The 24,151-nt window shown below is 69.8% G+C and carries 24 protein-coding genes and 2 riboswitches; of the genes, 3 read left to right on the forward strand and 21 right to left on the reverse strand.

Annotation, left to right across the window (positions count from 1 at the left end; all coding sequences use genetic code 11):
- Positions 1–23: 23 nt before the first annotated feature.
- The 8 genes from DDT93_RS14565 to cbiE all read right to left on the reverse strand — a co-directional run bounded on the left by DDT93_RS14565 (position 24) and on the right by cbiE (position 6,281).
- Entirely contained in the window at positions 24–710 is a 687-nt protein-coding gene (locus tag DDT93_RS14565; protein ID WP_109466577.1) for a CbtA family protein, read from the reverse strand.
- A gap of 1 nt (position 711) precedes the next feature.
- Positions 712–882, reverse strand: a complete 171-nt coding sequence (locus DDT93_RS14570; RefSeq protein ID WP_109466578.1) for a CbtB domain-containing protein — start codon at positions 880–882, stop codon at positions 712–714.
- Between the two features lie 37 nt (positions 883–919).
- Positions 920–1,122, reverse strand: a riboswitch (cobalamin riboswitch).
- Positions 1,123–1,161: 39 nt separating this feature from the next.
- The gene (cobF, locus tag DDT93_RS14575; protein WP_109466579.1) at positions 1,162–1,899 is read right to left on the reverse strand and encodes a precorrin-6A synthase (deacetylating); all 738 of its coding nucleotides are present in this window, start codon (positions 1,897–1,899) and stop codon (positions 1,162–1,164) included.
- 1 nt (position 1,900) lies between these two features.
- Positions 1,901–2,620 carry a uroporphyrinogen-III C-methyltransferase gene (cobA, locus tag DDT93_RS14580; RefSeq protein ID WP_109466580.1) on the reverse strand — a complete coding sequence of 240 codons (720 nt, stop codon included), beginning with the start codon at positions 2,618–2,620 and terminating at the stop codon, positions 1,901–1,903.
- Positions 2,617–3,933: a cobyrinate a,c-diamide synthase gene (locus tag DDT93_RS14585; protein WP_109466581.1), complete on the reverse strand. Its 1,317-nt coding sequence runs from the start codon at positions 3,931–3,933 to the stop codon at positions 2,617–2,619. The genes cobA and DDT93_RS14585 overlap by 4 nt, the downstream gene beginning before the upstream one ends.
- A complete protein-coding gene (gene cobM, locus DDT93_RS14590) occupies positions 3,926–4,705 on the reverse strand; it encodes a precorrin-4 C(11)-methyltransferase (RefSeq protein WP_109466582.1) in 780 nt (259 codons plus the stop codon). The genes DDT93_RS14585 and cobM overlap by 8 nt, the downstream gene beginning before the upstream one ends.
- Entirely contained in the window at positions 4,702–5,070 is a 369-nt protein-coding gene (locus DDT93_RS14595; RefSeq protein ID WP_109466838.1) for a cobalamin biosynthesis protein, read from the reverse strand. The genes cobM and DDT93_RS14595 overlap by 4 nt, the downstream gene beginning before the upstream one ends.
- Positions 5,067–6,281 (reverse strand): precorrin-6y C5,15-methyltransferase (decarboxylating) subunit CbiE, encoded by a 1,215-nt coding sequence (gene cbiE / locus DDT93_RS14600; RefSeq protein ID WP_109466583.1) that lies wholly within the window; start codon positions 6,279–6,281, stop codon positions 5,067–5,069. The genes DDT93_RS14595 and cbiE overlap by 4 nt, the downstream gene beginning before the upstream one ends.
- Here cbiE and DDT93_RS14605 point away from each other — a divergent pair.
- A complete protein-coding gene (locus DDT93_RS14605) occupies positions 6,280–7,035 on the forward strand; it encodes a cobalt-precorrin-6A reductase (protein WP_109466584.1) in 756 nt (251 codons plus the stop codon). The two genes, cbiE and DDT93_RS14605, sit on opposite strands and share 2 nt — an antisense overlap.
- On the opposite strand, the gene cobJ is transcribed toward DDT93_RS14605, so the two are convergent.
- From cobJ to DDT93_RS14665, 12 genes are all read right to left on the reverse strand, one after another.
- Positions 7,008–7,760: a precorrin-3B C(17)-methyltransferase gene (gene cobJ, locus DDT93_RS14610; protein ID WP_109466585.1), complete on the reverse strand. Its 753-nt coding sequence runs from the start codon at positions 7,758–7,760 to the stop codon at positions 7,008–7,010. The two genes, DDT93_RS14605 and cobJ, sit on opposite strands and share 28 nt — an antisense overlap.
- On the reverse strand, positions 7,757–8,485 hold the full coding sequence (locus DDT93_RS14615; protein WP_109466586.1) for a precorrin-2 C(20)-methyltransferase: 729 nt from the start codon (positions 8,483–8,485) through the stop codon (positions 7,757–7,759). The genes cobJ and DDT93_RS14615 overlap by 4 nt, the downstream gene beginning before the upstream one ends.
- Positions 8,482–9,111 (reverse strand): precorrin-8X methylmutase, encoded by a 630-nt coding sequence (locus DDT93_RS14620; RefSeq protein WP_109466587.1) that lies wholly within the window; start codon positions 9,109–9,111, stop codon positions 8,482–8,484. Before DDT93_RS14620 ends, DDT93_RS14615 begins: the two co-directional genes overlap by 4 nt.
- Positions 9,112–10,239 carry a precorrin-3B synthase gene (gene cobG / locus DDT93_RS14625; RefSeq protein ID WP_109466588.1) on the reverse strand — a complete coding sequence of 376 codons (1,128 nt, stop codon included), beginning with the start codon at positions 10,237–10,239 and terminating at the stop codon, positions 9,112–9,114.
- A complete protein-coding gene (cobN, locus tag DDT93_RS14630) occupies positions 10,236–13,736 on the reverse strand; it encodes a cobaltochelatase subunit CobN (protein WP_109466589.1) in 3,501 nt (1,166 codons plus the stop codon). Before cobN ends, cobG begins: the two co-directional genes overlap by 4 nt.
- A 313-nt stretch (positions 13,737–14,049) precedes the next feature.
- A complete protein-coding gene (gene cobW / locus DDT93_RS14635; protein ID WP_109466590.1) occupies positions 14,050–15,087 on the reverse strand; it encodes a cobalamin biosynthesis protein CobW in 1,038 nt (345 codons plus the stop codon).
- On the reverse strand, positions 15,084–15,485 hold the full coding sequence (locus DDT93_RS14640; protein ID WP_269800949.1) for a DUF1636 domain-containing protein: 402 nt from the start codon (positions 15,483–15,485) through the stop codon (positions 15,084–15,086). Before DDT93_RS14640 ends, cobW begins: the two co-directional genes overlap by 4 nt.
- A gap of 75 nt (positions 15,486–15,560) precedes the next feature.
- A riboswitch (cobalamin riboswitch) is annotated at positions 15,561–15,768 on the reverse strand.
- Positions 15,769–15,804: 36 nt separating this feature from the next.
- Positions 15,805–16,419 (reverse strand): nucleoside/nucleotide kinase family protein, encoded by a 615-nt coding sequence (locus DDT93_RS14645; protein WP_109466591.1) that lies wholly within the window; start codon positions 16,417–16,419, stop codon positions 15,805–15,807.
- The gene (gene modC, locus DDT93_RS14650; protein ID WP_109466592.1) at positions 16,416–17,510 is read right to left on the reverse strand and encodes a molybdenum ABC transporter ATP-binding protein; all 1,095 of its coding nucleotides are present in this window, start codon (positions 17,508–17,510) and stop codon (positions 16,416–16,418) included. The genes DDT93_RS14645 and modC overlap by 4 nt, the downstream gene beginning before the upstream one ends.
- On the reverse strand, positions 17,510–18,202 hold the full coding sequence (gene modB / locus DDT93_RS14655; RefSeq protein WP_109466593.1) for a molybdate ABC transporter permease subunit: 693 nt from the start codon (positions 18,200–18,202) through the stop codon (positions 17,510–17,512). The genes modC and modB overlap by 1 nt, the downstream gene beginning before the upstream one ends.
- Positions 18,203–18,205: 3 nt before the next feature.
- Positions 18,206–18,982, reverse strand: coding sequence for a molybdate ABC transporter substrate-binding protein (gene modA, locus DDT93_RS14660; RefSeq protein ID WP_109466594.1), 777 nt, complete (start codon positions 18,980–18,982; stop codon positions 18,206–18,208).
- A gap of 67 nt (positions 18,983–19,049) precedes the next feature.
- On the reverse strand, positions 19,050–19,421 hold the full coding sequence (locus DDT93_RS14665; RefSeq protein ID WP_109466595.1) for a winged helix-turn-helix domain-containing protein: 372 nt from the start codon (positions 19,419–19,421) through the stop codon (positions 19,050–19,052).
- Between the two features lie 243 nt (positions 19,422–19,664).
- On the opposite strand from DDT93_RS14665, the gene DDT93_RS14670 reads away from it, so the two are divergent.
- Positions 19,665–21,626, forward strand: coding sequence for a bifunctional 2',3'-cyclic-nucleotide 2'-phosphodiesterase/3'-nucleotidase (locus DDT93_RS14670; RefSeq protein ID WP_109466596.1), 1,962 nt, complete (start codon positions 19,665–19,667; stop codon positions 21,624–21,626).
- 25 nt (positions 21,627–21,651) lie between these two features.
- Here DDT93_RS14670 and DDT93_RS14675 read toward each other — a convergent pair whose 3' ends face one another.
- Positions 21,652–22,131 carry a cytochrome b gene (locus DDT93_RS14675; protein WP_157960182.1) on the reverse strand — a complete coding sequence of 160 codons (480 nt, stop codon included), beginning with the start codon at positions 22,129–22,131 and terminating at the stop codon, positions 21,652–21,654.
- Positions 22,132–22,410: 279 nt separating this feature from the next.
- Between DDT93_RS14675 and DDT93_RS14680 the strand changes: the two genes are divergently transcribed.
- Positions 22,411–23,829 carry a TrkH family potassium uptake protein gene (locus DDT93_RS14680; protein WP_109466598.1) on the forward strand — a complete coding sequence of 473 codons (1,419 nt, stop codon included), beginning with the start codon at positions 22,411–22,413 and terminating at the stop codon, positions 23,827–23,829.
- Positions 23,830–24,151: the final 322 nt, after the last annotated feature.

Below are 24,151 nucleotides of genomic sequence, written 5' to 3' on the forward strand. Positions count from 1 at the left end.
TCAGGTCCTTTCCGCAGCCGGTCTCAGGCCGCGCGGGGCGCAGGGCTTATCAGCGCCTCGCGGCTCCAGAAGTAGCCGCAGAGCGCGCCCAGCGCGGTCCAGACCGCCAGCCCGGAACCAAGGGCCCGTGCTGCGAAGAGACCCGCGATTTCCGGCGGAACCGGCCCGGTGAAGCTCTCGGGCTCGGGCGCACCGACGAGGTGCGGCGCCAGCATCAGCACTACTGCCGCGCCCCATGCCGTCCAGGACTTGCCAAAGGCGATGAGCCAGACGGCGACCCCGGTGGCGATGATGGTCGCGGCCCACCACAGCTGACGGGCGATCACGTCTGCGGCGGCAACGCCCGGCACTTCGGGCGGCAGCGAGAACGCCGGGGCGAGGTGCACGGTTACGAAGCCGGCGATGCCCCAGAGCAGGCCGGTGCGTGCGTTGATGTTGTCACGCGTGGACATCAGCGCGACCATCACGAGCGCGTAGCCGCAGTAGAGCAGCATGTTGAAGACCACCGACAGACCGTCGCGCACGAGGTCGATGCCGCCGAGGTCGGGGTGGGCCGAAACCGGGGCCGCGCCAAAATGGGCAAGCTGGCCGGATTCGTAGAGTTCGGCATGCAGCAGAACAGGCTGTACGAACAGCAGTTGCAGCGCGGCGGCTACGAGCCCCGCGCAGAATCCAGCGAACAGCGCGCTGGTTACAATCCTGGAAAACATGTCAGTGGCAGGGGAAGCCGGTCGCGTGGCGCACGTCGTGTGCCGCGTCGTGCAGGCTCGACGCCTGGACCAGGCCGGTCATGAAAACCATGCCAAGGCCGAGAGCTGCAGCGAAGACAGCGGCGATTGCGCCGGTGCGGACCGAGCTCTGGCTTGCGGAAGTTGCGTTCATCTTAATCTCCTTTTCTGTCACACCCGACAGATTTGAACGTTCCAATTTACGCCTGGCAGGTCTCCTGGCTCGCGGGTCAGGGCCTTGCACCATCCTTCCCCGCCGTCGATGACGAGTGGTTTCGTTGGCACAGGCTCACCGCTTACAGTCGCGGGGGCGGCTCCGGCATTGGGCTGTGGGGCCCGCACCGTATTCCCTTTTGGCACGGCACCGCCGTGCACCAAGCACTACAGGTCTAGCGCGCCGAACCTTGCCGACGCAATAGATAAGTTCCCCGACTCAGGCCGGACGGCGGCGCAGCAGGTAGATGTCCATGATCCAGCCGTGGGCGGCGCGGGCCTCGGCGCGGGTTTCGACGATCTGGTCGGCGACCTCGGACAGGCGGCCGTGGATCAGCAGTTCCTCGGGCATTCCGAGGAAGGCGCCCCACCAGATGTCGAACTCCTCCGGCGGGAGCGTCAGGAACGAGCATTGCCCGTCGAGCATGAAGGCGGCGGTGTCGACCCCGGTCGGCCAGCCGTTGTCGCGGAGCTGGCGGCCGGTGGTGACCACGAAGGGCGCGCCGATCTCGTTCACCGGGATCGCGTGGGCGGCAGTCAGGGCCTGCAGCGAGGTGATGCCCGGAATCACGCGAATCTGCGGCGCGGGCGAAAGCCGTGCGGCGATGCGCAGGGAACTGTCGTAGAGAGAGGGATCGCCCCAGATCAGCAGTGCCACCCGCTCGGCATTGCCAGCGGCCTCGGCCCAGGCCAGCGCGATGGCGTCGTGCCAGTCGTCCACCCCGGCGCGGTAGTCGCCCGAGGCATCGCGGACCGGCAGGTCGAATTCGACGATCTCGGGGCCCGGCGCGGTCAGCACCCGGTCGCAGATCTGACGGCGGAGGTCGGCCAGGTCGGCCTTGTCCCTGCCCTTGCGCGGAATCAGGATGCGGTCGGCGTCCTGCATCGCCTTGATGCCCGCGCCGGTCAGGTGATCAGGATTACCGGTCCCAATCCCGATCAGAATCAGCTCGCGCATCTCAGTCCTCCGCCAGCGGGCCGTAGAGGATCAGCGCGGGGGTGGTGCTGGACGCGCCCTCCAGCCGGGCCGCCAGCGCGCCCACCGTGGTACGGCTCAGCGCCTGATCCGGCGTGCTCACGGCCTCGGCCAGCAGGGCCGGGGTTTCGGGCGGCAGGCCGTGGTCGGCGAGCATGGCGGCGAACCTGGGGAAGGTGCGTTTGCCCATGAAGACGACTGTGGTCGCCTCCGGGTCGGCCAGCGCGGCCATGTTCAGGTTCTCGGGCAGATCGCCCGTCACGTCGTGGCCAGTGACGAACTGCACCCGGCGCGCGGTGAGGCGGCGGGTTAGCGGGATACCGGCGGCGGCGGCGGCGGCGCAGGCAGAGGGGATGCCGGGAATGATCTCGTAGGCGATTCCAGCCGCACGGAGGGCGACGAGTTCTTCCTCGAGCCGCCCGAACAGGCCGCCATCGCCGCTCTTGAGGCGCACAACGCGGGCGCCGCTGCTGGCGTAGTCGACCAGCAGGCGGCTGACGTGGTCCTGCTTTGGCGAGGGGCGCCCTGCCCGCTTGCCGACGCCGACGAGGTCGGCGGTCTCGGGCGCATGGGCGAGGATCGGACCCGAGGAGAGGTCGTCGAACAGGATGGCGTCGGCGCGCTGCATCCGGTCGACGGCCTTCAGCGTCAGGAGTTCGGGGTCGCCGGGGCCGGAGCCGACGAAGCTGACGAAACCGCTCATGGGCGCGCCTCTGCGATCAGGTGGAAGAAGGTGCCGGTGACGTTGCCGCGGCGCGAGCCGGTCTCGGGCACCTCGGCGCCCTCGGCATCGACCACGCGGGCCAGCGGGGCGTCGGGTTCTTCGAGGATGGTAGAATAGTGGAACTCGTGGCCGCGCAGTTGGGTGCCTGCGGCAAAGCCCGGCATGGCCTCGTGCAGGGTGGCAAGCCGGTACCCGAGGTGGAACTTGCGCTTTTCGTAGGAGGTGACGAGGCCGAGCAGGCCCGCCATCCGGTGGCGGTTGCCCTCCTTGTCGATCAGCGCCTCGCCCAGCGCCATGTAGCCGCCGCATTCGCCGTGAACCGGCTTGGTCTCGGCGTGTTTGCGCAGGCCGGTGCGGAAGGTCTCTGCCGCTGCCAGCGTACCGCCGTGAAGTTCCGGGTAGCCGCCGGGGAGCCAGACGAGATCAGCCGACGGATCCGGGGCCTCGTCGTTCAGCGGCGAGAACGGGATGATCTCGGCACCCCCGGCCCGCCAGCCTTCGAGCAGGTGCGGATAGGTGAAGGAGAAGGCCGCGTCGCGGGCCAGCGCGATGCGCTGCGCGGGGGGGGTCGGCAAGGAGGCCGAGGAGGGCTCGCGAGAGACCGAGGAGGCGGCGGCGCGGATGGCGTCGAGGTCGACATGTTCGCGCAGGAAGGCGGCATAGCCGGCGATGGCCGCGTCGAGGTCGGGGTGCTCCACCGCCTGAATAAGGCCGAGGTGCCGTTCCGGCAGGGTCAGGTCGCCCCGGCGAGGCAGGCTGCCGAGCACGCGGAGTCCCGCCTGTTCCATGCCAAGCCGGGTGAGCCGCTCGTGCCGGGGGCTGGCGACGCGGTTCAGGATGACACCGGCGATCTGCACATCGGGGTTGTAGGTGGCAAAGCCGAGCGCGGTGGCGGCGGCAGATTGCGCCTGACCGCTCACGTCGATCACCAGTACCACGGGCCAGCCCATGCGCACTGCCGTCTCGGCGCTGCTGCCGTGGCCCGTCGCGCCGGGGAAAGCGACACCGTCGAAGAGGCCCATCGAGCCCTCGGCGACGATCAGGTCAGCGCCCTCGGACTGGGCCGAGACCGCGCCCAGCAGCACCTCGTCCATCGACCAGGTGTCGAGGTTGAACGAGGACCGCCCCGCCGCGGCGAGGTGGAAGGCCGGGTCGATGTAGTCGGGTCCGCTCTTGAACGGCTGCACCTTGAGCCCGTCGTCGGCGAAGGCGCGCAGCAGGCCGAGCATCACGGTTGTCTTGCCGGTGCCCGAACTCGGGGCCGAGACCAGGAGGCCCGGAACGTCAGCCATCGGCGCGCGTGCCCGTGGCGCTCTGGGGGCGGAAACGGCGGTCGTAGTCGGTGGAATAGAGGCAGCTTTCGGTGAAGCCCTCGCCCGCGAGCGCGGGGCCGACGAGGATCAGCGCGGTGCGCTCGATCTGGGCGGTCATCTGCTCCTCGATGGTCGCCAGCGTGCCGCGCAGGATCTTCTCGTCGGGCCAGCTGGCGCGGTAGACCACGGCCACCGGGCAGTCCGCGCCATAGGCGGGCGTGAGGTCTTCCACCACCTTCTTCAGGTTGTGGATCGACAGGTGGATCGCCAGCGTCGCGCCGGTGGCGGCGAAGTTGGTCAGCGTCTCGCCCGCGGGCATCGACGACGCGCGGCCCGGGGTGCGGGTCAGAATCACCGACTGGGCGAGGCCCGGCAGGGTGAGTTCGGCGCCGAGCGCGGCGGCGGCCGCGGCGAAGGAGGGCACACCGGGGGTCACGCTGACCGGGATGCCCTCGGCACGCAGGCGGCGGATTTGCTCGCCCATCGCCGACCAGACCGAGAGGTCGCCCGAATGGAGGCGCGCCACGTCCTGCCCGGCATCGTGCGCCTTGCGGCACTCGGCGACGATGGCGTCGAGGTCCAGCGGAGCGGTGTTGATGATGGTCGCATCCGCCGGGCAGTGCGACAGGATCTCCTCGGGCACCAGAGAGCCCGCGTAGAGGCACACCGGGCAGGAGGCGATGATGTCGCGGCCACGAAGGGTCAGGAGGTCGGCAGCGCCGGGGCCGGCGCCGATGAAGTGAACGGTCATGTCTCGGGACTTTCTGCGAGGGCGCATGTGGCCATGTGATCGGGCGACACCGAACGCGCCGCGAGGAGCCGCGCGCCGGGACCGGCGGCGACCAGCGCGGCCGCCTCGGCGACGGAACCGGTGCCGCGCTTTGCCTGCACGCGGAGGGAATGGGTCAGGGTTTCGGGCTGTTCCAGCGCCTCGGCGGGCACCGGGGTGACTGGCAGGCCCAGTTCGGCCGCGAAGGCGGCAAAGGCCGGGGCATCGCACTTGTCGGCGGGGGCGGCGATGGCCTGCGGCGCGCGGTCGCCCGCCGCTTCTGCCAGCGCGTCGCGCAGGCTTTGCACCGTGGCGGCGCCCCGAAATCCAAATCCGGCGGTGATCATCTGGTCACGCTCCATTGCACGATGGGATAGCTCGATTTCCAGCCCCGCTTGCGCCCCAGCGGCGCGGCCTGCGCCAGTTCGATGCGCAGGAGGGTGCCGCCGTGGCTGCCCTGCCAGTCGGTCAGCAGCGCCTCGGAGTCGAGGGTGACCGCGTTGGCGACAAGGCGGGTGGCGGGGGCCATGTCCTGCCAGACCACGGTCAGCAGCGCCTCGGACAGGCCGCCGCCGATGAACACCGCGTCCGGGTCGGCAAGGCCGGTCAGCGCGTCGGGCGCCGCGCCCTCCACCACGGTCAGGCGGTGCGCGACGCCAAGGGTCTCGGCATTCTCGCTGATGCGGGCGGCGCGCTCGGGGTCGGCCTCGATAGCGGTGGCGCGGGTGGTCGGGTGCGCCAACAGCCATTCCAGCGCGATGGAGCCGGAGCCTGCGCCAATGTCCCAGAGGTGTTCGCCGGGGCGCGGCGCGAGGGCCGAGAGGGTCAGCGCCCGCACCGGGCGCTTGGTGATCTGCCCGTCGTTGGCGAACCAGTCGTCGGGCAGGCCCGAGGCATGGGTCAGCACTCTGCCCTCACCCGCAAAGGCCAGCGCGGCGCATACGGGGTGTTGGACATCAGGCAAGTCGTAGCCTGCGGCAATGGTTTCGCGGATGCGTTCACGCGGGCCGCCGAGGGCTTCCATGACGGTCATTGTGGTGGCACCGAAGCCCTGCTCCGTGAGCCAATGCGCCAATGCGCCTACGGCGTCGCCATCGCGCAGCAGGACGATGGCCCGCTCGCCGGGGGCGAGGTGCGGGCGCAGGCGCGTGAAGGGGGCGGCGTGGAGGCCGAGGCAGGCGGTCGCCTCCAGCGGCCAGCCGAGGCGCGACGCGGCAAATGCGAAGGTCGAGACACCGGGAAAGGCGCGCCATTCGCCGGGCGTGAGATCGCGGGTGATGACCGATCCGGCACCGAACCAGAAGGGATCGCCGGAGGCGAGCACGACGGTCGGGCGGCCGCGATGGCCCATCAGCAGCGGCAGACCATCTGCATAAGGAACCGGCCAGGTGACAGTCTCGGCCCTGAGGTCCGGCAGCAGCGCGAGGTGACGCGCGGCGCCCATCACCACCTCGGCACTTTCGAGCGCGGCACGGGTTGCAGGCGACAGGCCATCCGGGCCATCTTCGCCCAGACCCACGATCGTCAGCCAGGGAATTGCGTTCTTGCTCTCAGACATGGCACCGAACCTTCTGGTTCTGGGAGGTACCACCGAAGCGACCGCCTTGGCCAGCGCACTGGCCGCGCGGGGGCTTAGCGGCACCTTTTCCTATGCCGGACGGGTCGAAAGCCCGAAGCCGCAGGCCCTGCCCCTGCGGGTGGGAGGCTTTGGCGGGGCGGCCGGGCTCGCCGCCCATATCCGCGAGGCTGGCATAACCCATGTGGTCGATGCGACCCATCCCTTCGCCGCGCAGATGAGCCGCAACGCGGTGGACGCCTGCGCCGAGACGGGCGTGCCGCTGGTCGCGCTGACCCGCGCGCCGTGGCGCCCGGAGGCGGGAGACGACTGGCAGCACGTGCCCGACATCGCGGGCGCCGTTGCGGCGCTGAGCGGTGAGCGTCGGCGTGTGTTCCTTGCTATCGGGCGCATGCACCTCGAAGATTTCGCCACCCGACCGCAGCACTTCTACCTCGCCCGGCTGGTCGATGCACCCGAGGGCGCCCTGCCCCTGCCCGACTGCGCCGTCGAGGTGTCTCGCGGGCCCTTCACCGTGGAGGGTGACGTGGCACTGATGCAGGCGCATGGGATCGAACTGGTGGTGTCCAAGAACTCCGGCGGCACCGGTGCGCGGGCCAAGATCGACGCGGCGCGGACGCTTGGCCTGCCGGTGCTGATGATCGACCGCCCCGCCCTGCCCGTGAGGGCCGAGGTGCACGAGGTGCAGGGGGTGATCGACTGGCTGGCTCATACGGGGACCGACCTCGGGGTATAGACGAGGTTGCCGATGGGCCGCTCCACGATGCGGGTGAGGCTGGAGCCGACGATGACGACGGTGCGCATGTCGGCCATCTCTTCGGTCGCCTGTTGCAGCGGCACGGTGAGGATATGTTCCTCCGGCGTCGAGACGGCGCGGGCGAAGATGATGGGGCGGTTGTCGCCGCAGGCCTGTTTCAGCAGCGCGAGCGCGCGGCCGAACCCTTCGGGGCGCGACTTGGAGCGCGGGTTGTAGAAGGCCATCGCGAAATCGCCCTCGACGGCGAGGCGCAGGCGCTTCTCGATCAGCTCCCACGGCTTCAAGTTGTCGCTGAGGTTGATGGCGCAGAAATCGTGGCCGAGCGGAGCACCGGCGCGGGCGGAGGCGGCGAGCATGGCGGTGATGCCGGGCAGCACGTCGATCTCGATCTCGCGCCATGCGGCAGGGCCGGCTTCCAGCGCCTCGAAGACGGCGGCGGCCATGGCAAAGACGCCGGGATCGCCCGAGGAGACCACCACGACGCGCCTGCCTTCGGCGGCCATGTCGAGCGCGTGGGCCGCCCGTTCGACCTCGACCCGGTTGTCGGTCGCGTGCAGCGTCAGCCCGTCGCGCGGGGCCACGCGTTTGACGTAGGGGATATAGCCCACCACGTCGGTCGCCTCGGCCAGCGCGGCGCTGACCTGCGGGGTCACGAGATCCTCGGCACCGGGGCCGAGACCCGCGATGGTGACACGGCCCGTCACGGGCGGCGCCCCTGCCCGTGGACCACGACAATGGAGAAATAGGGCTGTTTCTCGCAGTCGGCCTCGGCCAGCGGGGTCACGGTCTGGCCCGGCATGGCGGCGTATTGCACCAGCCACGCGCGGTCCGACAGGCCGGCGGTGTCGAGCGCGCGGCGGATCTTGGCGATGTTGCGGCCGATCTTCATGATCACCAGCGCGTCGGTGTCCTTCATGTGGCGCACCAGTTCGTCCTCGGGCAGCGTGCCCATGAGAACGGTCAGGACGTCATCGCCCCAGGTGATCGGCTGGCCGGTCGCGGTCCAGGCGGCGGACATGCCGGTGGTGGCGGGCACGACCTCGACTTTGCAGACGTCCTTCAGCCGCGAATGCAGGTGCATGAAGGAGCCGTAGAAGAACGGGTCGCCCTCGCAGAGCACCACCACGTCCTCGCCCGCGTCTGCCAGTTCGGTCAGGCGCAGGGCGCAATCGGCGTAGAAGGCCGAGAGGACCTCGTTGTAGCGCGGGTCGTCCAGCGGGATCTCGGTGGTCACCGGGTATTCCATCGGGAACTCGATGGCGCCCTCGGGGATCATGCCATTGACGATCTGGCGGGCCTGCCCCTTTTTCCCGGCCTTGCGGAAAAAGGCGACGTGGCGGGCGTTGCGCAGCAGGCGGTCGGCGCGGACGCTCATCAGGTCCGGGTCACCGGGGCCGAGACCCACGCCGTAGATGGTGCCCCCGCTCATTCCGCGCGACTCGCGATGGCGTTGATGGTGGCGACGGTGATGGCGCTGCCACCAAGGCGGCCCTCGACGATGACGGAGGGCACCGGCTGGGCCTCCCACAGGGCGTCCTTGCTCTCGACCGCACCGACGAAGCCGACGGGGCAGCCGATGATGGCGGCGGGGCGCGGGCAGTCGGGGTCTTCGAGCATGTTCAGCAGGTGGAACAGCGCGGTGGGCGCGTTGCCGATGGCCACCACGGCCCCCGCGAGATGCGGGCGCCACAGCTCCAGCGCGGCGGCGGAGCGGGTGTTGCCCATCTCGGCGGCTTTCTCGCGCACGCCCGCGTCATGCAGGGTGCAGATCACCGCATTGTCGGCGGGCAGGCGCGGACGGGTCACGCCCTCGCTGACCATGCGGGCGTCGCAGAGGATCGGCGCGCCGTTCTCCAGCGCGGTGCGGGCGGCGGTGACGAAACCCGGCGAGAACCTGATGAAGGGCGCGAGATCGACCATCCCGGCGGCATGGATCATGCGCACGGCCACCTGCTCCTCGTCGCGGTCGAAGCGCGCGAGGTCGGCCTCGGCACGGATGGTGGCGAAGGACTGCTTGTAGATGGCGGCGCCATCGGTCTGGTATTCATAGGGCATTCAGAGTGGCTCCGTGCCGGTCGTGAGGTCTTCGGGGGCAAGGCCGCGCCGTTCGGGCTCATCCCATGGCAGGCCGTTGCGGACAAGATCAAAGGCGCCGTCCCGTCCCACCAGAACGACATCGGCGGCGCGCGGCAGGGCACAGCCCTTGGCGCAGCCCGATACGTGGAGGTGGCCCGCGACGCGCGGGGCGAGGGCCAGCGCCAGCGCCCGGGTCTCGACCGTGGCCGAGGGACAGGCAGGCGCGCCGGGGCAGGCATGGGTGCGCAGCGCCGGGTGGTTCGGGTCACTCAGGAAGCCGGGGCGCTTGGCCTCGCTCACGCCGGGCAGGAAAAGCAGGCGCCACGGCGTCAGGCGCAGCTCTTCGGGCCTTGCCTGCAGGATCAGCTCGGCGAGGCCATCCGCGTTCATGCTGCCGAAGGCCGCGCCGAGCAGCAGTCCGTCGCGGTGCTTTCCGGCCCTGATCCGTCCCTGCGGCGGGGCGGAAAGCTCCTGTTTCCAAATCTCCGGCACCTCGGGCGCGAGCCATGCCATGCGCCGACGGTCGGGGGTCTGGTTGCGGGAGAACCAAGCGGCGAGGTCTATCACCGCGTCGATGGCCCTGTCCGCCTCGACCGCCCTGCCCCAGTCGGTGCCGTCCGCGCGGACCACGACGCCGCCGACCGGGTCGCGTTCTACCCGGATGTCGGCGGGGGCATCATTGAGGACGGGCGTGTCGCCGGTATCGAGGGCGAAGCCGAACTTGGCGGGCAGCGGCGGCAGCTCGGGCAGGCGCGCGATCAGTTCTTCGCCCAGTTGCTCGGTCAGGTCGCCGGGCTGCCAGAAGGGCGTCGCGATGATGTTGCGGCGGGTTTCGAGGGCGGGGTCCTCGTCGAGCAGGCCGAGGCCCAACAGGGCCTCGAGCAGCGCCTCGTGCTCCTGCTCCTTCACCCCGCGCAGTTGCAGGTTGGCGCGGTTGGTCAGGTCGATGAACCCGTTGGCAAAGGACTTGGCCGCAGCGCAGAGGCCGAGCGCCTGTGTCGCGCTGAGCCGCCCGAGGCGCGGGCGGACACGGACGATCAGCCCGTCGCCCGAGCGCATCGGCGTATAGGCGCCGGGGCACCATCCCTTGACGTCGAAGGTGCTCATCCCAGCCGCTCCAGCTGGGCCCGGATCGAATTGCGGCGGGTCTGCCAGAGGCCGGACTGGGCCAGCGCCGCGAACTGCGATTGCATGGCGCGCAGCGCCTCGGGGTTGGCCTCGGCGAGGAAGGCGGCGATCTCGGCATCGCCCAGCGTGGCATCGAAGTAGAGGTCGAAGAGATGCGGCTGGACCGCCTCGGCGAGGTTGGCGAAGGCGGCCATGTGGTCGAGCGTCGCCGCGATCTCGGCCGCGCCCCGGAAGCCGTGGCGCTGCATCCCGGCGATCCATGCAGGGTTGGCGGCGCGGGCGCGGACCACGCGGGCGATTTCTTCGGACAGCGCGCGGGCGCGCGGGTCGCCGGGGCGGGTGTTGTCGAGGTGGTAGAGAGCAGCCTTGGCCCCGCCGGTCACCGCCTTGGCGGCGGCGAACCCGGCCTCGTGGGTGGCGTAGTCGGCGGCGAGCAGCAGGTCGGATTCGGCGAGGTCCTGCGGGTGGACGAAGGCATCGGCCTGCGTGATGCGGGCGGCAATGCCGTCGCTGTCCTTTGCGATCTGTTCGCCGTCCATCGCCCATGCGCTGGCATCAAGCCACGCCTGCCCCGCCGCGTGGCGGGCGTCGTCGGTGAAGGTCTCGGCGAGGTGCCCCATGCCCAGACCGTAGCTGCCGGGTGCCGGGCCGTAAACGCGGGGGGTGGCGGGCTGACCGGCGTAGGGGTTCCAGTCGGGTGCCTCGTCGCGTTCGGCCAGCGCGCGGATGGCCTGCGCGTAAAGCGCCGAGAGCGTCGGGAAGACATCGCGGAACAGACCGGAGACGCGCAGGGTCACGTCGAGACGCGGGCGGTCGAGGTCGGTGATGGGCAGGATCTCGATGCCCGACACCCGTTCGCTGCCCGCATCCCACGTGGGTTTCACGCCAAGGAGGTGCAGCGCCATGGCGAATTCCTCGCCCGCCGTGCGCATGGTGGCCGAGCCCCAGAGGTCGATCACCAGCCCCTTGGGATAATCGCCCTCGTCCTGCAGGTGGCGGCGCACCAGTTCCTCGGCGAGCTTCACGCCCTGCGCATGGGCCGAGCGCGTCGGCACCGAGCGCGGGTCGGTGGTGTAGAGGTTGCGCCCGGTGGGCAGCACGTCGGTTCGACCCCGGTAGGGAGAGCCGGAGGGGCCGGCGGGGACGCGTTTGCCGGCGAGCGCATCCATCAGCGATTTCAGCTCATTCTCGGGCGAGCCTGTGGTGTCGAAACTGGCGGGCGTGGTGACCGGCTGGCCGAAGACATGCAGCCCCTCGCCGAACTGGCTTTCCTTGATGTCGCAGACGAAGCGGTCGATCCGGGTGATCGCCTCGGCCGGGCTGGCGGCGGCGTCGAGGCCGAGATCTTCCTCCACGCCCAGCGCCTGCGCCTCGGCCCGGATATCCTCCTGCAGGCGGGTCCGGCGGCGCGGGTCGAGGCCGTCGGCGTTGGAGAATTCGTCGAGCAGGGATTCGAGGCGGACGAACCGCTCGGGAGTGCCGCTGTCGCGCAGGGGGGGCGGCAGGTGGCCGATGGTGACGGCCCCGATGCGCCGCTTGGCCTGCGCCGCCTCGCCCGGGTCGTTGACGATGAAGGGGTAGATCACCGGCAGCGCGCCGGTCAGCGCCTCGGGCCAGCAGTCGTTCGAGAGGGCAACAGCCTTGCCCGGCAGCCATTCAAGCGTGCCGTGGGCGCCGATGTGGATGAGCGCGTCGGCGCGCAGGGCGTGGCGCAGCCAGAGGTAGAAAGCGACGTAGCCGTGGCGCGGGGTGCGCGAAAGGTCGTGGTAGTCGTCCTCGCGGGTGTCGGGCTGGCCGCGCTCGGGTTGCAGGGCGATCAGCGCCCTGCCCCGCCGGGTCGCGGCGAAGTGGAAGGCACCGTCGCGGACCGCGGGGTCGGCTTCGGGGGCGCCCCAGGCGGTGGCGAGGTCATCGCGCAGGGTATCAGGGAGCGTGGCGAGGGCGGACAGGTAGTCGGCGAGCGGCCAGGCGATGGTTTCGGTGGCGAGGGCGAGGTGGAGTTGGGGGGCGACGGGTTCGTTTTGGGCGGGGGCGGCCGGGTTGATCGGGGCCCCGGCTCGAGGCCGGGGCGTGGTGGGGGGGGCGGGCGTTGTGAAGGTAGACAACGCCCCGGGCTCGCCCCGGGGCCCCGAGGTAAGTTCGGGCGAGGCCCCGGCGCAAGGCCGGGGCGTGGCGCAAGGCCGGGGCGTTGCGCCAGGCCGGGGCGCAGGCGCCACATCCCAGCCATCCGCGCCGAGCGCCTCCAGCACGCTCTCGGCCGAGGCGAGGGCGTCGAGGCCGACAGCGTGGGCCATCTGCCAGTTCTTGCCGGGATAGGTCGAGAGCACCAGTACCGGCGTCTTCTCGGCAGCGGGGCGCTTGGCGAGGTTCGCCCAGCCCTGCACCCGGTCGGCGATGGCGGCGATCCGTTGCGGTTCGGCGCGGTGGGCGGCGCGGGCGAATTCGAGGTCGGGGTCGCGCTCGCCCGCTTCCTTGAAGGAGGCGACGCCGGCAAAGATGCGGCCGTCGACCTCGGGCAAGACCACATGCATGGCGAGGTCGGCGGGCGAGAGGCCGCGTTCGGCCTCGGCCCAGGGCTGGCGCGCGTTGGTGGAGAGCGCGACCTGGAACACCGGCACCCCGGCGGCGTCGAGCGGCGAGGCGCCGCTCTCGCCGATGCCGGAGAAGGAGGTGGCGTTGACGATGGCGTCGGGGCGCAGGGCGGCGACCTGTTCGGTCAGCCAGCGGGCGGCCTCGGGCGCCTTGAGCGAGGGCGCGAAGAGCGTGGCGACGTCAAAGCCGCGCGCGGTCAGTTCGCTGTAGAGCGCTTCGATGGGCGCCGTGTCGGCGGCGGAGAGATAGGTGCGGTAGAAGGTGATGAGCGCGCGGGGTTTGCCGCTGTCCTCGGGAAAGGCGGTGTCTGGCGCGATCACGCCGCGCGCGGGGTGCCAGGCGCCGAAGTCGGGCAGCACCTTGGCGCCCATCACCGGGGCAGCGTAGAAGCCGGCGGCCAACGCCATCTGCGCCAGCGCGGCCTGCGCCGAGACGGGCCCGCCGGTGTCGCAGAGGTGCGCGAGCCGCCGCAGGGTCGAGACCGGCAGGGTCGAGACCGCATCGAGCCGCTCGTCCACCCGGCCATCGGCGGGCAGCACGGCGAGCGCGAGACCACGCTCGCGGGCGAGCCGTTCGACCTGCTGGATGCCGTAGGCCCAGTAGGGAATGCCCCCGATCAGCCGAATCAGGATGCCCTTGGCGCCCTCCAGCGTCTGCTCGAGGTAGGTGTCGACCGAGAGCGGGTGTTTCAGCGCGGCTAGGTTGGCGAGGCGCAGGGTCGGCAGCGGCGTGCCCGCGTCGCGCGCCCGGTGCCACCCGGCGGCAAAGGCACCGAGGTCGCTGTCGGAGAAGGAGAGCGCGACGAGGTCCGCGGGGCTCTGCCCGAGGTCGCGGGGGGTGTCGGTTTCTTCCAGACCGTGGGATTCGCGAAAGACGACATGCATGGGTCAGGCTCCGCCCCGGAGGTGGGCCGGGAGATGCCGGTGGTGCGGGGCGAGGCCCCGGCTCGGGGCCGGGGCGTGGGGATGAAGCGGAGCGCGGGGTGAGAGAGTCACGCCCCGGGCTTGACCCGGGGCCTTTTGCTCGGGTGAACGGGGGCCCCGGCTCAAGGCCGGGGCGGAGCTCAAGGCCGGGGTGTGTGGATAGGCCGGGGTGTGTGGATGCGTCACGCCCCGGGCTTGACCCGGGGCCCCGATGAGGCGGGGTACGTGGCCCCGGATCAGGTCCGGGGCGGAGGGGGCCGCCCAGCGCATCGCGTTAGCCTGCGAGGACCGCGTGGATGGCGGCGGGGTCGATGTCGTCGTGCTCGGCAATCACCACGAGGCGGGTGCGTTTGGCCTCGCCTGCCTTCCACGGGCGGTCGTACTGGTGGCGCACGCGGGCGCCGACGGCCTGCACCAGCATCCGCATCGGCTTACCCGTCACGGCGACATAGCCCTTCACCCGCAGGATGTTCTGCTCTTTCGCCAGCGTCTCGATCCGGGCGACCAGATGGGCGGGGTCGGCGACCTCGGGCAGTTCCACGACGATGCTGTCGAAGTCGTCATGCTCGTGATCGTCGGCGCCGTCGTGGTGGCTCGGGCGGGCGTCCATGTCGTCTTCGGCGGCGGCGCCGAGCCCGAGGATCACGCGCGGGTCGACCGCGCCCTCGGCCACTTCGACCACCGGCAGCGGGCGCGGTGCCTCGGCGGCGATCACTTCGCGGGCGCGGGCCAGCCCCTCGGGTCCGGCGAGGTCGGGCTTGGTCAGCAGCACGATGTCGGCGCAGGAGATCTGGTCTTCGAAGACCTCCGAGAGAGGGGTTTCGTGGTCGATGCTGTCGTCGGCCAGGCGCTGGGCATCGACCAATTCGACGTTCGGTGCGAAACGCCCCGCCGCGACGGCCTCGGCGTCAGCCAGTGCGATCACGCCGTCGACGGTGATCTTCGAGCGGATATCGGGCCAGTCGAAGGCCTTGAGCAGCGGCTTCGGCAGGGCGAGGCCCGAGGTCTCGATCAGGATGTGCTCGGGGCGCGGGTCGAGGGCCATCAGCGCCTCGATGGTCGGGATGAAGTCATCCGCCACGGTGCAGCAAATGCAGCCGTTGGCCAGTTCGAGGATGTTCTCCTCGGGGCATTCGGGGATTGCGCAGGATTTCAGGATCTCGCCATCCACACCGACGTCGCCGAACTCGTTGACGATGACGGCAAGGCGCTTGCCCTGCGGGTTCTGCATCAGGTGGCGGATCAGCGTGGTCTTGCCCGAGCCGAGAAAGCCGGTGATCACGGTGACGGGGAGTTTGGCGAGGTCGTTCATTCGGGAAGCTCCAGCGGAGGGATTCGGGCGATGCAGTTCTTGCGGAAATGTTCGGGGCGTTCGCGCCAGGGCACGAGACCGGTGTCGGTCGCATGATAGCGGGTGGCGCCGTCGTGCACGACGCCCGCCATATCGGGGGTCAAGCGGCCGTAGACATAGGTCCAGCGGGCGCCGCCGCCGCGCAGGACGACCGAGCAGCCCTCGTCGCAGTTCGACAGACATTCGACGGGTTTCACCGTCACGCCCTCGGGCCAGTCCATGTCTTCCAGCGCCGACATCAGGCGGGCGCCGGGGCGGACGCCGCCCTCGGGGATCTCCTGCCCCATGCGGCAGGTGGTGCAGACCAGCAGTTCGGTCGGGGCCAGTTCCACGGCCGTCTCGCTATCTTTCACAGGCACGCGCCTTTCAGGTTCGCAGCGGGAAAGGGGAGCCGTGTCCGCTCAGGGACCCGTCCCCAGGGCACCCCGCCTGGTTCACGTCGTCTTGCGCTGGCAGGTCTCCCGGCTTGCGGATGTCGGAGCCTCGGCTCCGGCGATCACCCTGCCTTCCCGGGTGAACCCAGTGGCCAGCGGGCGACCTCTCCGGTCACGGTCGCGGGGGCGGCTGCGCTTGGGGGGTGTCCCCTGTCGCATTCCCTTTTCACCCGGGAGAGCCCCGGGCACCAGCAGAAGGCATCTGCGCAGCGGGCGGGGGGGATGTCAAGCGCGGGGTGGCGGATCAGAGCCCGGGCACGCCGGGGATGCGGGTCTGGCGGATGAAGGCGACGTTGCGCATGTCGTTGTCCCCGGCCCGGGCCGCTGCCTCGTCCGGGCTCAGCCCGTGATCGAGCCAGCGCCGCACCAGCCGGTCGCGGAGGACCTCGTCCGGGGCGTCGATGAAGGCCGCGAGAGACCAGAGCGGCATCAGCTCGTGCCACGGCGCCTGCGCGCAGCAGAGGTAATTGCCCTCGACAACGGCGATCCCGTGCTCGGGCCCCACCACGATGCGCCCGGCCACCGAGAGGTCGGCGGCACGGTCGAAATCGGGCAGGATCACCTCGCCCTCCTGCGTCAGCCGGCGCATCGCATGGACGAAACCGGCGGCGTCGAAGGTCTCGGCCGCGCCCTTGCGCGCCCGCAGGCCGCGCCGGTCGAGCACCGCGTTGTCGAGGTGGAAGCCGTCCATCGGGACGAGGATCGCCCCCTGCCCGCACGCGGTCAGCGCCGCGACGAGGTCGCGGGCGAGGGTCGATTTGCCCGCCGCCGGGGGACCGGCAAGCGCCACGAGGTGGCGGTGCTGCGGCCGGGGCAAGGCGGCGATGTCGTTCAGAAGGCGGGCCAGCGCCGTGCTCATGCGGTGCCCTCGCCTCCGCCGACATCCTCGGGCGCGATGGCCACCGATTTGACGACGGCATGGCATTCGACCCCGACCGCGAGGCCCAGCAGATCGGCCGAGCGCCGCGTCACGCGGGCCAGCACCCGGCCCGCCGGGGTCGCCAGTGCGACCATCGCGCCCGGCCCCTCGCCGCCCCGGATGCTTTCCACCGTGCCGGGAAGGATGTTCAGGGCCGAGAGCCCCTCGGGCCTCTGCCGTGACAGGATCACCTCCTGCGCGGCGATCCTGAGGCGTAGTTTGCGCCCCGCGTCCTGCGGCACGCGCGGGATGAACAGCGGGACGCCCCCCGCCGAAAGTTCGGTCAGCCCGTCCTCGTGATGGCGCACCACCACCGCTTCGAGCAGCGCGCCCGCGCCGCGCACCCCGGTCGGCAGGACCATCGGGTCGCCCAGAACCTCGGCCGCCGGTCCCTGACGCAGCACGCGCCCGTCCTGAAGCGCGACCACGGTGGTCGCGAGCCGCGCGACCTCGGCTGCGGAATGGCTGACGTAGAGGATCGGCACCGACACCTCGTCGCGCAGACGCTCGAAGTAGGGCAGGATCTCGGCCTTGCGGGCCTCGTCCAGTGCGGCGAGCGGTTCGTCGGCGAGGATCAGACCCGGCCCGGAGAGCAGCGCGCGGCCGATGGCGACCCGCTGCCGCTCGCCCCCGGACAGCGCGCCGGGGCGGCGGTCCAGCAGGTGACCGATGCCCAGCATCTCGACCACGCGGGCCATATCCTCGCGCGGGGCGCTGCGCGGCGCGAACCAACGGCCATAGCGCAGGTTGCCCCGGACACTGAGATGCGGGAAGAGCCGCGCCTCCTGAAAGATGTAGCCGAGCCTGCGGCGATGGGTCGGCAGGCTGACGCCGGTGCGGGTGTCGAGCAGCGTGCGCCCGTCGATGGCGATGTGCCCCTCCTCCGGGGTCAGCAGGCCCGCCACGGCGTTGACCACCGTGGTCTTGCCCGACCCGGAGCGCCCGAACAGCACGGTGATCCCCGGCGGGGCGTCAAAGGCGGCGTCGAGCGCGAAGCCGGAAAAGCGGTGCCGGAGCGAGACGGACAGCATCAGCGCCCCCCGACCCGGCGGGCCACGCGCGTGGCGAGCAGTTCCGACAGCAGCAGAGCCGCCATGGCGATACCGACCGAGATCAGCACCAGCCGGATCGCCGACCCTTCGGCACCCGGCACCTCGAGGAAGGCGTAGATCGCCAGCGGGATGGTCTGCGTCTGGCCGGGAATGTTCGAGACGAAGGTGATGGTGGCGCCGAACTCTCCCATCGCCTTGGCGAAGGCGACGATGCCCCCGGCGAGGATGCCCGGCAGGATCATCGGCAGTGTCACGGTGGCGAAGACCCAGGCACGCGAGGCGCCGAGCGTGGCTGCCGCCTGTTCAAGCCTCGGGTCGACCGCCTCGATCGAGAGCCGGATGGCGCGCACCATCAGCGGGAAAGCCATGATCCCGGCGGCGAGGGCCGCGCCGGTCCAGCGAAAGGCGAAGATCACGCCGATCTCCTTGAGCGGCGCGCCGATCGGCCCCTGGGTGCCGAAGAGCAGCAGCAGGATGTAGCCGGTCACCACCGGCGGCAGGATCAGGGGCAGATGCACGAGGCCGTTCAGCAGGGCCTTGCCCGGGAAGGCCCTGCGCGCGAGCAGGTGGGCGGTGAAGACGGCAAAGGGCAGGCTGACGAGGGTGGCCAGCGCCGCCACCCTGAGGGAGAGCGCGACCGCCTGCCATTCCTCCGCGCCCAGCCCCCACACGGCTCAGTCGCCCGTGACGCCGAAGCCCTGCCGTTCGAAGGCGGCGCGCGCCTCCGGCCCTTGCAGGAAGGTGAGGAAATCGGCCGCTGTGGCGCCCTGAGCGGCGGCCAGCAGGGCCACCGGGTAGACGATGGACGGATGGCTGTCCGCCGGGAAGGTGCCGACGACCGCGACGCCGGGCTCTGCCACCGCGTCGGTCGCGTAGACGATGCCCAGCGGCGCCTCGCCCGTGGCGACGTAGGCAAGCGCCGCGCGAACGTTGGCGGCCTGCGCGACCTGCGGCTCGACACTGTCCCAGAGGCCCAGCGAGGTCAGTGCGGCCTTGCCGTAGAGGCCCGCCGGAACCGAGTCGACCATCGCCATGGACAAGTGCCCGCCCGCGAGCATCGCGGAGAGGTCGAGACCGGCCCCGATCTCGACCTTCGGCGCCTGCGCGTCATGGGCCACGAGGACGATGGAGTTGGTCAGCAGGTCGCTCCGGGTTTCGGGCACGATGAGGGATTTGTCCTCCAGTTCGTCCATCCAGCCCGGGTTGGCCGAGAGAAAGATATCGGCCGGGGCCCCTGCCTCGATCTGGCGCGCGAGGCTGGAGGAGCCCGCGAAGGACATCACCACCTCGTCGCCGGTGTTCGCCTCGTAGGCGGCGGCGATCTCCTCCAGCGCGTTGCGGGTGCTGGCGGCGGCAAAGACCGTGACGGTATCGGCCTGCGCGACGGACGCGATGCCCCCCGCGAGGACAAGGGACTGGAACGCGAAGCGCAGGGAGGCACGAGGGGGCATGGGTTCTCCGAAGAAAGCGATATGTTTCTTCGGGTATATCGCAGAGCCCGCGCGGCCCGCGCAACCGTTATTTTCCATCGGACATATCGACATGCATCTCCAGCAGGCGCTGCAGGGGTTCGCGCCCTGCCGCTCCGGCGGCGGCCTCGAGCGCGCGGTAGGCTTCGAGCACCGCCTGCCCCGTTTCCGTCACCGAGGCCCCTCCGCCCTTGGACCCGCCCCGGCTGCTGTGCACCACCGGTTCGCGGAACATCGCGTTCATGGTCTCGACCAGCTGCCACGCCCGCTTGTAGCTCATCCCCATCTCGCGGCCTGCCGCCGCGATGGACCCGGTGCGCGCGATCCGTTCCAATAGTTCCGCCTTGCCCGGCCCCATCATGTCGTCGGGTCCGAAGGTCAGGCGCAGGCGCAGGCGCGGGTAGTCTGGGAGCTGTGTCATGCCCGCAGAATGGCCCGCCGCCCGGGCGCGGGCAAGCGGATGTGCGGTGCCGCGCTTTCGCGACGTGCCGGACGGCCCGGGCGCAAGACGAAGGTGACAGTTTCGTGAAGGGAGATGCTGTAAATTCGCGCGCTAAAACTCCGAAATAAAACGCTTTCTTCTTGAACCCGTTCAGCGCCTGAGGGAATCTGTCGGCAAATGGAGACACGCCTCCCGAATGGAGGCGCATAGCGGAGAAATCGCATGCCCCTCGAAGTGAACCGGCGCGCATTTATCGGGGCCACGGCGAGCTTTATCGCTCTCCACCCCTTCTCGGCACGGGCTGCCGCGAACCAGGCGCACCTGCGAATCATGGAGACCACGGACCTCCACGTCCACGTGTTTCCCTACGACTACTACAGCGACAAGCCGGTCGACACCGTGGGTCTTGCCCGCACGGCGGCACGGATCAAGGAAGTTCGCGACGAGAGCACCAACTCGCTGCTGATCGACAACGGCGACTTTCTTCAGGGCAACCCGATGGGCGATTACATCGCCTATGAGCGGGGCATGAAGGAAGGCGATATCCATCCGATCATCGCCGCGATGAACACCCTTGGCTTCGACGGGTCCACGCTGGGCAACCACGAGTTCAACTACGGGCTCGATTTCCTGACCAAGACGCTGTTCGGCGCCAACTTCCCGGTGGTCTGCGCCAACGTCTCGCTCGACCTCGGCAGCGCGCCCGGCAAGGGCAAGACGCTGCTCAAGCCCTACGTGATCCTTGACCGCACGGTCACCGATGGCGCGGGCACGGTGCATCCGATCCGCATCGGCCTGATCGGGTTCGTTCCGCCGCAGATCATGAACTGGGACCGCAAGCACCTTGAAGGCAAGGTGCAGACCCACGACATCGTGGCCGCCGCCAAGGCCTACCTGCCCGAGATGCGCGAGAAGGGTGCCGACCTGATCATCGCCCTGTCGCACTCGGGGATCGGCGAGGCGGATCATATCGAGGGGCAAGAAAACGCCTCGATCCCGCTGGCCGCGGTCGACGGGATCGACGCGATCCTGACCGGCCACTCGCACCTCGTCTTCCCCGGCCCGACCTATGCCGAGACCCCCGGCGTCGACGTCGCAGCGGGCACCATCATGGGCAAGCCCGGTGTCATGGGCGGGTTCTGGGGCAGCCACATGGGGCTGATCGACCTGATGCTGCAGCGCGATGGCGGTATGTGGAAGGTCGTCTCGCACAGCTCGGAAGCGCGCCCGATCTACCAGCGCAACGAAGACCGGTCGATCACCCCGCTGGTCGAGAGCGTCAGCACGGTGCTGGAGGCCGCGCAGGCCGAGCACGAGGCGACGCTGGCCTACGTGCGCCGGGCCGTGGGCGAGACGGAAGCGCCGCTCTACAGCTACTTCGCGCTGGTGGCGGACGATCCGTCGGTGCAGGTCGTGTCCAATGCACAGACCTGGTACATCGCGCAGATGATGGAGGGCACCGAGAACGAGGGCCTGCCGATCCTCTCGGCGGCGGCGCCGTTCAAGGCCGGTGGCCGCGGCGGCCCGGAGTACTATACCGACGTGGCCGTGGGCCCGGTTGCCATCAAGAACGTGACCGACCTCTACCTCTACCCCAACACCGTGCGCGCCGTGAACATCTCGGGCGCCGAGGTGCAGGAGTGGCTGGAGCGTTCGGCGGGCATGTTCAACCAGATCACCCCCGGCGAGGCGGACCAGGTTCTGCTGAACCCCGACTTCCCCTCCTACAACTTCGACGTGATCGACGGCGTGACCTACAAGATCGACCTGAGCCAGCCGTCGAAATACGACAGCAAGAGCGGCGACGTGGTGAACCCCGAGGCGCAGCGGATCGTCGACCTGTCCTTCGACGGCAAGCCGATCGACCCGGAGGCGCGCTTTGTCGTGGCGACCAACAACTACCGCGCGGGCGGCGGCGGCAACTTCCCCGGTGCCAACCCCGGAACCGTGGTGTTCGAGGGGCCGGATACCAACCGCGACGTGATCGTGCGCTATATCGTCGAGAAGGGCACCATCAACCCCAAGGCCGATGCCAACTGGTCCTTTGCGCCCCTGCCGGGCACCTCGGTCCTGTTCGACACCGGCCCGACGGCGGCGGACTATGTCAGCGACGTGCAGGGCCTGACGATCGAACCCGCCGGCGAGGGCCCCGACGGGTTCGCGCGGTTCCGCATCACGCTCTGACCGGGCGAAACCGTTCTCCTGCGCCTCAGACCATGCGGCGCAGGAGGTTGGTCTTCCACCAGAACTGGTGCACGACCACTGCCGCCACGTGCAGGAGGGCGAGCCACATCAGCACCGTGGTGCCGAACTCGTGCGCCTCGGCCGCGGCGCCCAGCTTGCCGAACCACGCCACCAGCCCGATGACCGGCAGGCCGATCAGCAAGACGTACAGCAGCCCGTGGGCCACCTTCGACACCTGCGCGAAGAGGCGCGGTTCGCCCGCCGGGGCGGCCGGCGCGCCGTGGCGGGCCCGCAGGGCAAGACGCCAGAGCGCCAGCAGCAGAACTGCCACGCCGATGACGATATGGGCGAACACCGTGGTCGAGTAAGCGGCGGCGCCGTCCATCAGCTGGTGGAACGGGCGCCCCATCCCGTCGAACAGCAGGTATTGCAGCAGCAGCAACAGCACGACGGCCCAATGCAGGTGCTTTTGCAGCCCGGTATAGGCGGCGGGAGGGTTGGACATGGCGGTGAATCCTTCTGGCTGGTCCTGAATGCAAGGGTTCAACGCGGCAGCACCGCGTTTCCATCGAAGCTGGTCGCGGATTTTTCTTGCGGGAACCTTACGGTCGCGGGTTTGCGCTCCGGTTGAAGGTCCTCGCTTTGGCAGGTTGCGCGGCGGCGCGGCGCTTTTCAGGCGCGCGCCATCGGCAACAGACGCGGGGAAAGGGCGATAATGCCTCGACATTCGCGCCCCTGCCGCCGATAAGGCAATTTCGGTACAAGCGGTAGCGCATGGATCGCAATGAGCTTTGTCGTCTTCGTCAATGGACTTCTGCTGTTGGGGCTGGGGACACTCATGCTCGGCAACAGCGTGTTCTTTGTCGACACGCGGCAGGTCTTTTTCGAGGCCGGGGTCCTGTCGGTCTTTGCCGGAACCTGCCTCGTGCTCTCCACCTCCTCCTCGCTCAAGGGGCTGCACCGGCTGCACACCTTCATCCTGACCGCCTCGGTCTGGCTGACGGCGGCGGCGGCGGGCGCCCTGCCCCTCTGGATGTGGCACCTGACCGCGACCGATGCCTTCTTCGAGGCCATGTCCGGCATCACAACGACCGGATCGACGGTGATGACCGGCCTCGACAGCACCCCGCGCGGTATCTTGCTGTGGCGCGCGCTGCTGCAATGGATCGGGGGGATCGGCTTTGTCGTGACCGGGATCGCGCTGCTGCCGATCCTGCGGGTGGGCGGCATGCAGCTGTTCCGGACCGAGAGCTCGGAAAAGGGTGAAAAAGAAATGGCCCGCGCGGCCCGGTTCGCCTCGGCCACGGTCAGCGTCTATCTCGGGCTGACCCTGTGCTGTGCGCTGTTCTACCTTGCCGGGGGCATGACCGAGTTCGAGGCGCTGGTTCATGCGATGACGACCCTGTCGACCGGCGGCTATTCGACCTCCGACGCGTCCTTCGGCCATTTCTCAAGCGGTTTCCTCGAATGGTCGGGCACCTTCTTCATGCTGGCGGGCGGCCTGCCCTTCGCTTGGTACATCCGCGTCTACAACACCGGGCAATGGCAGAGCGAGCAGGTGCAGGCGCTGGTCGGCGGGCTGGCGGTCTCGACGCTGGCGCTGACCCTGTGGCTGGTGATCATGAACGGCATGCCCTTCTGGGATACGCTCCGCCATGTGGCCTTCAACATCGTCTCGGTGGTCACCACCACCGGGTTTGCCTCGACCGACTACACCCTTTGGGGTCCGCTCGCGGTCGCGGTCTTCTTCTTCCTGACCATCGTGGGTGGCTGTACCGGCTCGACCGCGGGCGGCGCCAAGGTCATGCGCTGGCTGGTCACCCTGCGCGCGGCGCGGGCCAAGCTGATCTCGGTGCGCTATCCCCACAGCCTGACCACCGTGCGCTACGAGAACCGACCGCTGGACCGGCAGGTGATCAGCGGCATCATGGCGTTCCTGACCATCTACGCGGTGACCATCTCGCTGCTTGCCATGATCCTCGGCCTCTACGGGCTCGACCTGCTGACCTCGGTGAGCGGCGCGGCGACGGCCGTTGCCAATGTCGGCCCCGGCGTCGGCACCATCATCGGACCGGCGGGCAACTTCACCACCCTGCCCGACGGGGCCAAGTGGTTCCTGAGCTTCGGCATGTACGCGGGCCGGCTGGAACTGATGACGGTCTTCGTGCTCTTCACCCCGATGTTCTGGCGCGAGCTGGTCTGAACCCCTCGCCCGCCTGAGTCGCGCGAATCCGGTGAGTCGCGCAGGCCCGGATGCGCCCCCAACTGCCCGAAAAATGAGCCGGTCAGGTGCCTGCGCGTTGCCTTTGCAACCGCAGGTCGCACGGCCCGAAGGGATCGCAACGGCAGCCCGGAGCGTGGCGGGAACCGAATGCCCAAGCTTCCGGCAGTGGGTGATGGAGGGGGTCTGGGGAACGGGCTGCCGCCGCGTTAAGCACATGAAATTTCATATATCTTAGACAAAAGACGCCATCCGCCAAACCGGAAACAAACCGCCTGAAATCCGCGACTTGCAGCGTCCTGCG

Source organism: Albibacillus kandeliae (genome assembly GCF_003116585.1).
In the GTDB taxonomy this organism is placed as follows: domain Bacteria; phylum Pseudomonadota; class Alphaproteobacteria; order Rhodobacterales; family Rhodobacteraceae; genus Albibacillus; species Albibacillus kandeliae.

Coding starts and splice junctions, on each gene's coding strand:
- DDT93_RS14565 (WP_109466577.1), bottom strand. CDS start 710: ATGTTTTCCAGGATTGTAACCAGCGCGCTGTTCGCTGGATTCTGCGCG.
- DDT93_RS14570 (WP_109466578.1), bottom strand. CDS start 882: ATGAACGCAACTTCCGCAAGCCAGAGCTCGGTCCGCACCGGCGCAATC.
- cobF (WP_109466579.1), bottom strand. CDS start 1,899: ATGCGCGAGCTGATTCTGATCGGGATTGGGACCGGTAATCCTGATCAC.
- cobA (WP_109466580.1), bottom strand. CDS start 2,620: ATGAGCGGTTTCGTCAGCTTCGTCGGCTCCGGCCCCGGCGACCCCGAA.
- DDT93_RS14585 (WP_109466581.1), bottom strand. CDS start 3,933: ATGGCTGACGTTCCGGGCCTCCTGGTCTCGGCCCCGAGTTCGGGCACC.
- cobM (WP_109466582.1), bottom strand. CDS start 4,705: ATGACCGTTCACTTCATCGGCGCCGGCCCCGGCGCTGCCGACCTCCTG.
- DDT93_RS14595 (WP_109466838.1), bottom strand. CDS start 5,070: ATGATCACCGCCGGATTTGGATTTCGGGGCGCCGCCACGGTGCAAAGC.
- DDT93_RS14605 (WP_109466584.1), top strand. CDS start 6,280: ATGGCACCGAACCTTCTGGTTCTGGGAGGTACCACCGAAGCGACCGCC.
- cbiE (WP_109466583.1), bottom strand. CDS start 6,281: ATGTCTGAGAGCAAGAACGCAATTCCCTGGCTGACGATCGTGGGTCTG.
- DDT93_RS14615 (WP_109466586.1), bottom strand. CDS start 8,485: ATGAGCGGGGGCACCATCTACGGCGTGGGTCTCGGCCCCGGTGACCCG.
- DDT93_RS14620 (WP_109466587.1), bottom strand. CDS start 9,111: ATGCCCTATGAATACCAGACCGATGGCGCCGCCATCTACAAGCAGTCC.
- cobG (WP_109466588.1), bottom strand. CDS start 10,239: ATGAGCACCTTCGACGTCAAGGGATGGTGCCCCGGCGCCTATACGCCG.
- cobN (WP_109466589.1), bottom strand. CDS start 13,736: ATGCATGTCGTCTTTCGCGAATCCCACGGTCTGGAAGAAACCGACACC.
- cobW (WP_109466590.1), bottom strand. CDS start 15,087: ATGAACGACCTCGCCAAACTCCCCGTCACCGTGATCACCGGCTTTCTC.
- DDT93_RS14645 (WP_109466591.1), bottom strand. CDS start 16,419: ATGAGCACGGCGCTGGCCCGCCTTCTGAACGACATCGCCGCCTTGCCC.
- modC (WP_109466592.1), bottom strand. CDS start 17,510: ATGCTGTCCGTCTCGCTCCGGCACCGCTTTTCCGGCTTCGCGCTCGAC.
- modA (WP_109466594.1), bottom strand. CDS start 18,982: ATGCCCCCTCGTGCCTCCCTGCGCTTCGCGTTCCAGTCCCTTGTCCTC.
- DDT93_RS14665 (WP_109466595.1), bottom strand. CDS start 19,421: ATGACACAGCTCCCAGACTACCCGCGCCTGCGCCTGCGCCTGACCTTC.
- DDT93_RS14670 (WP_109466596.1), top strand. CDS start 19,665: ATGCCCCTCGAAGTGAACCGGCGCGCATTTATCGGGGCCACGGCGAGC.
- DDT93_RS14675 (WP_157960182.1), bottom strand. CDS start 22,131: ATGTCCAACCCTCCCGCCGCCTATACCGGGCTGCAAAAGCACCTGCAT.
- DDT93_RS14680 (WP_109466598.1), top strand. CDS start 22,411: ATGAGCTTTGTCGTCTTCGTCAATGGACTTCTGCTGTTGGGGCTGGGG.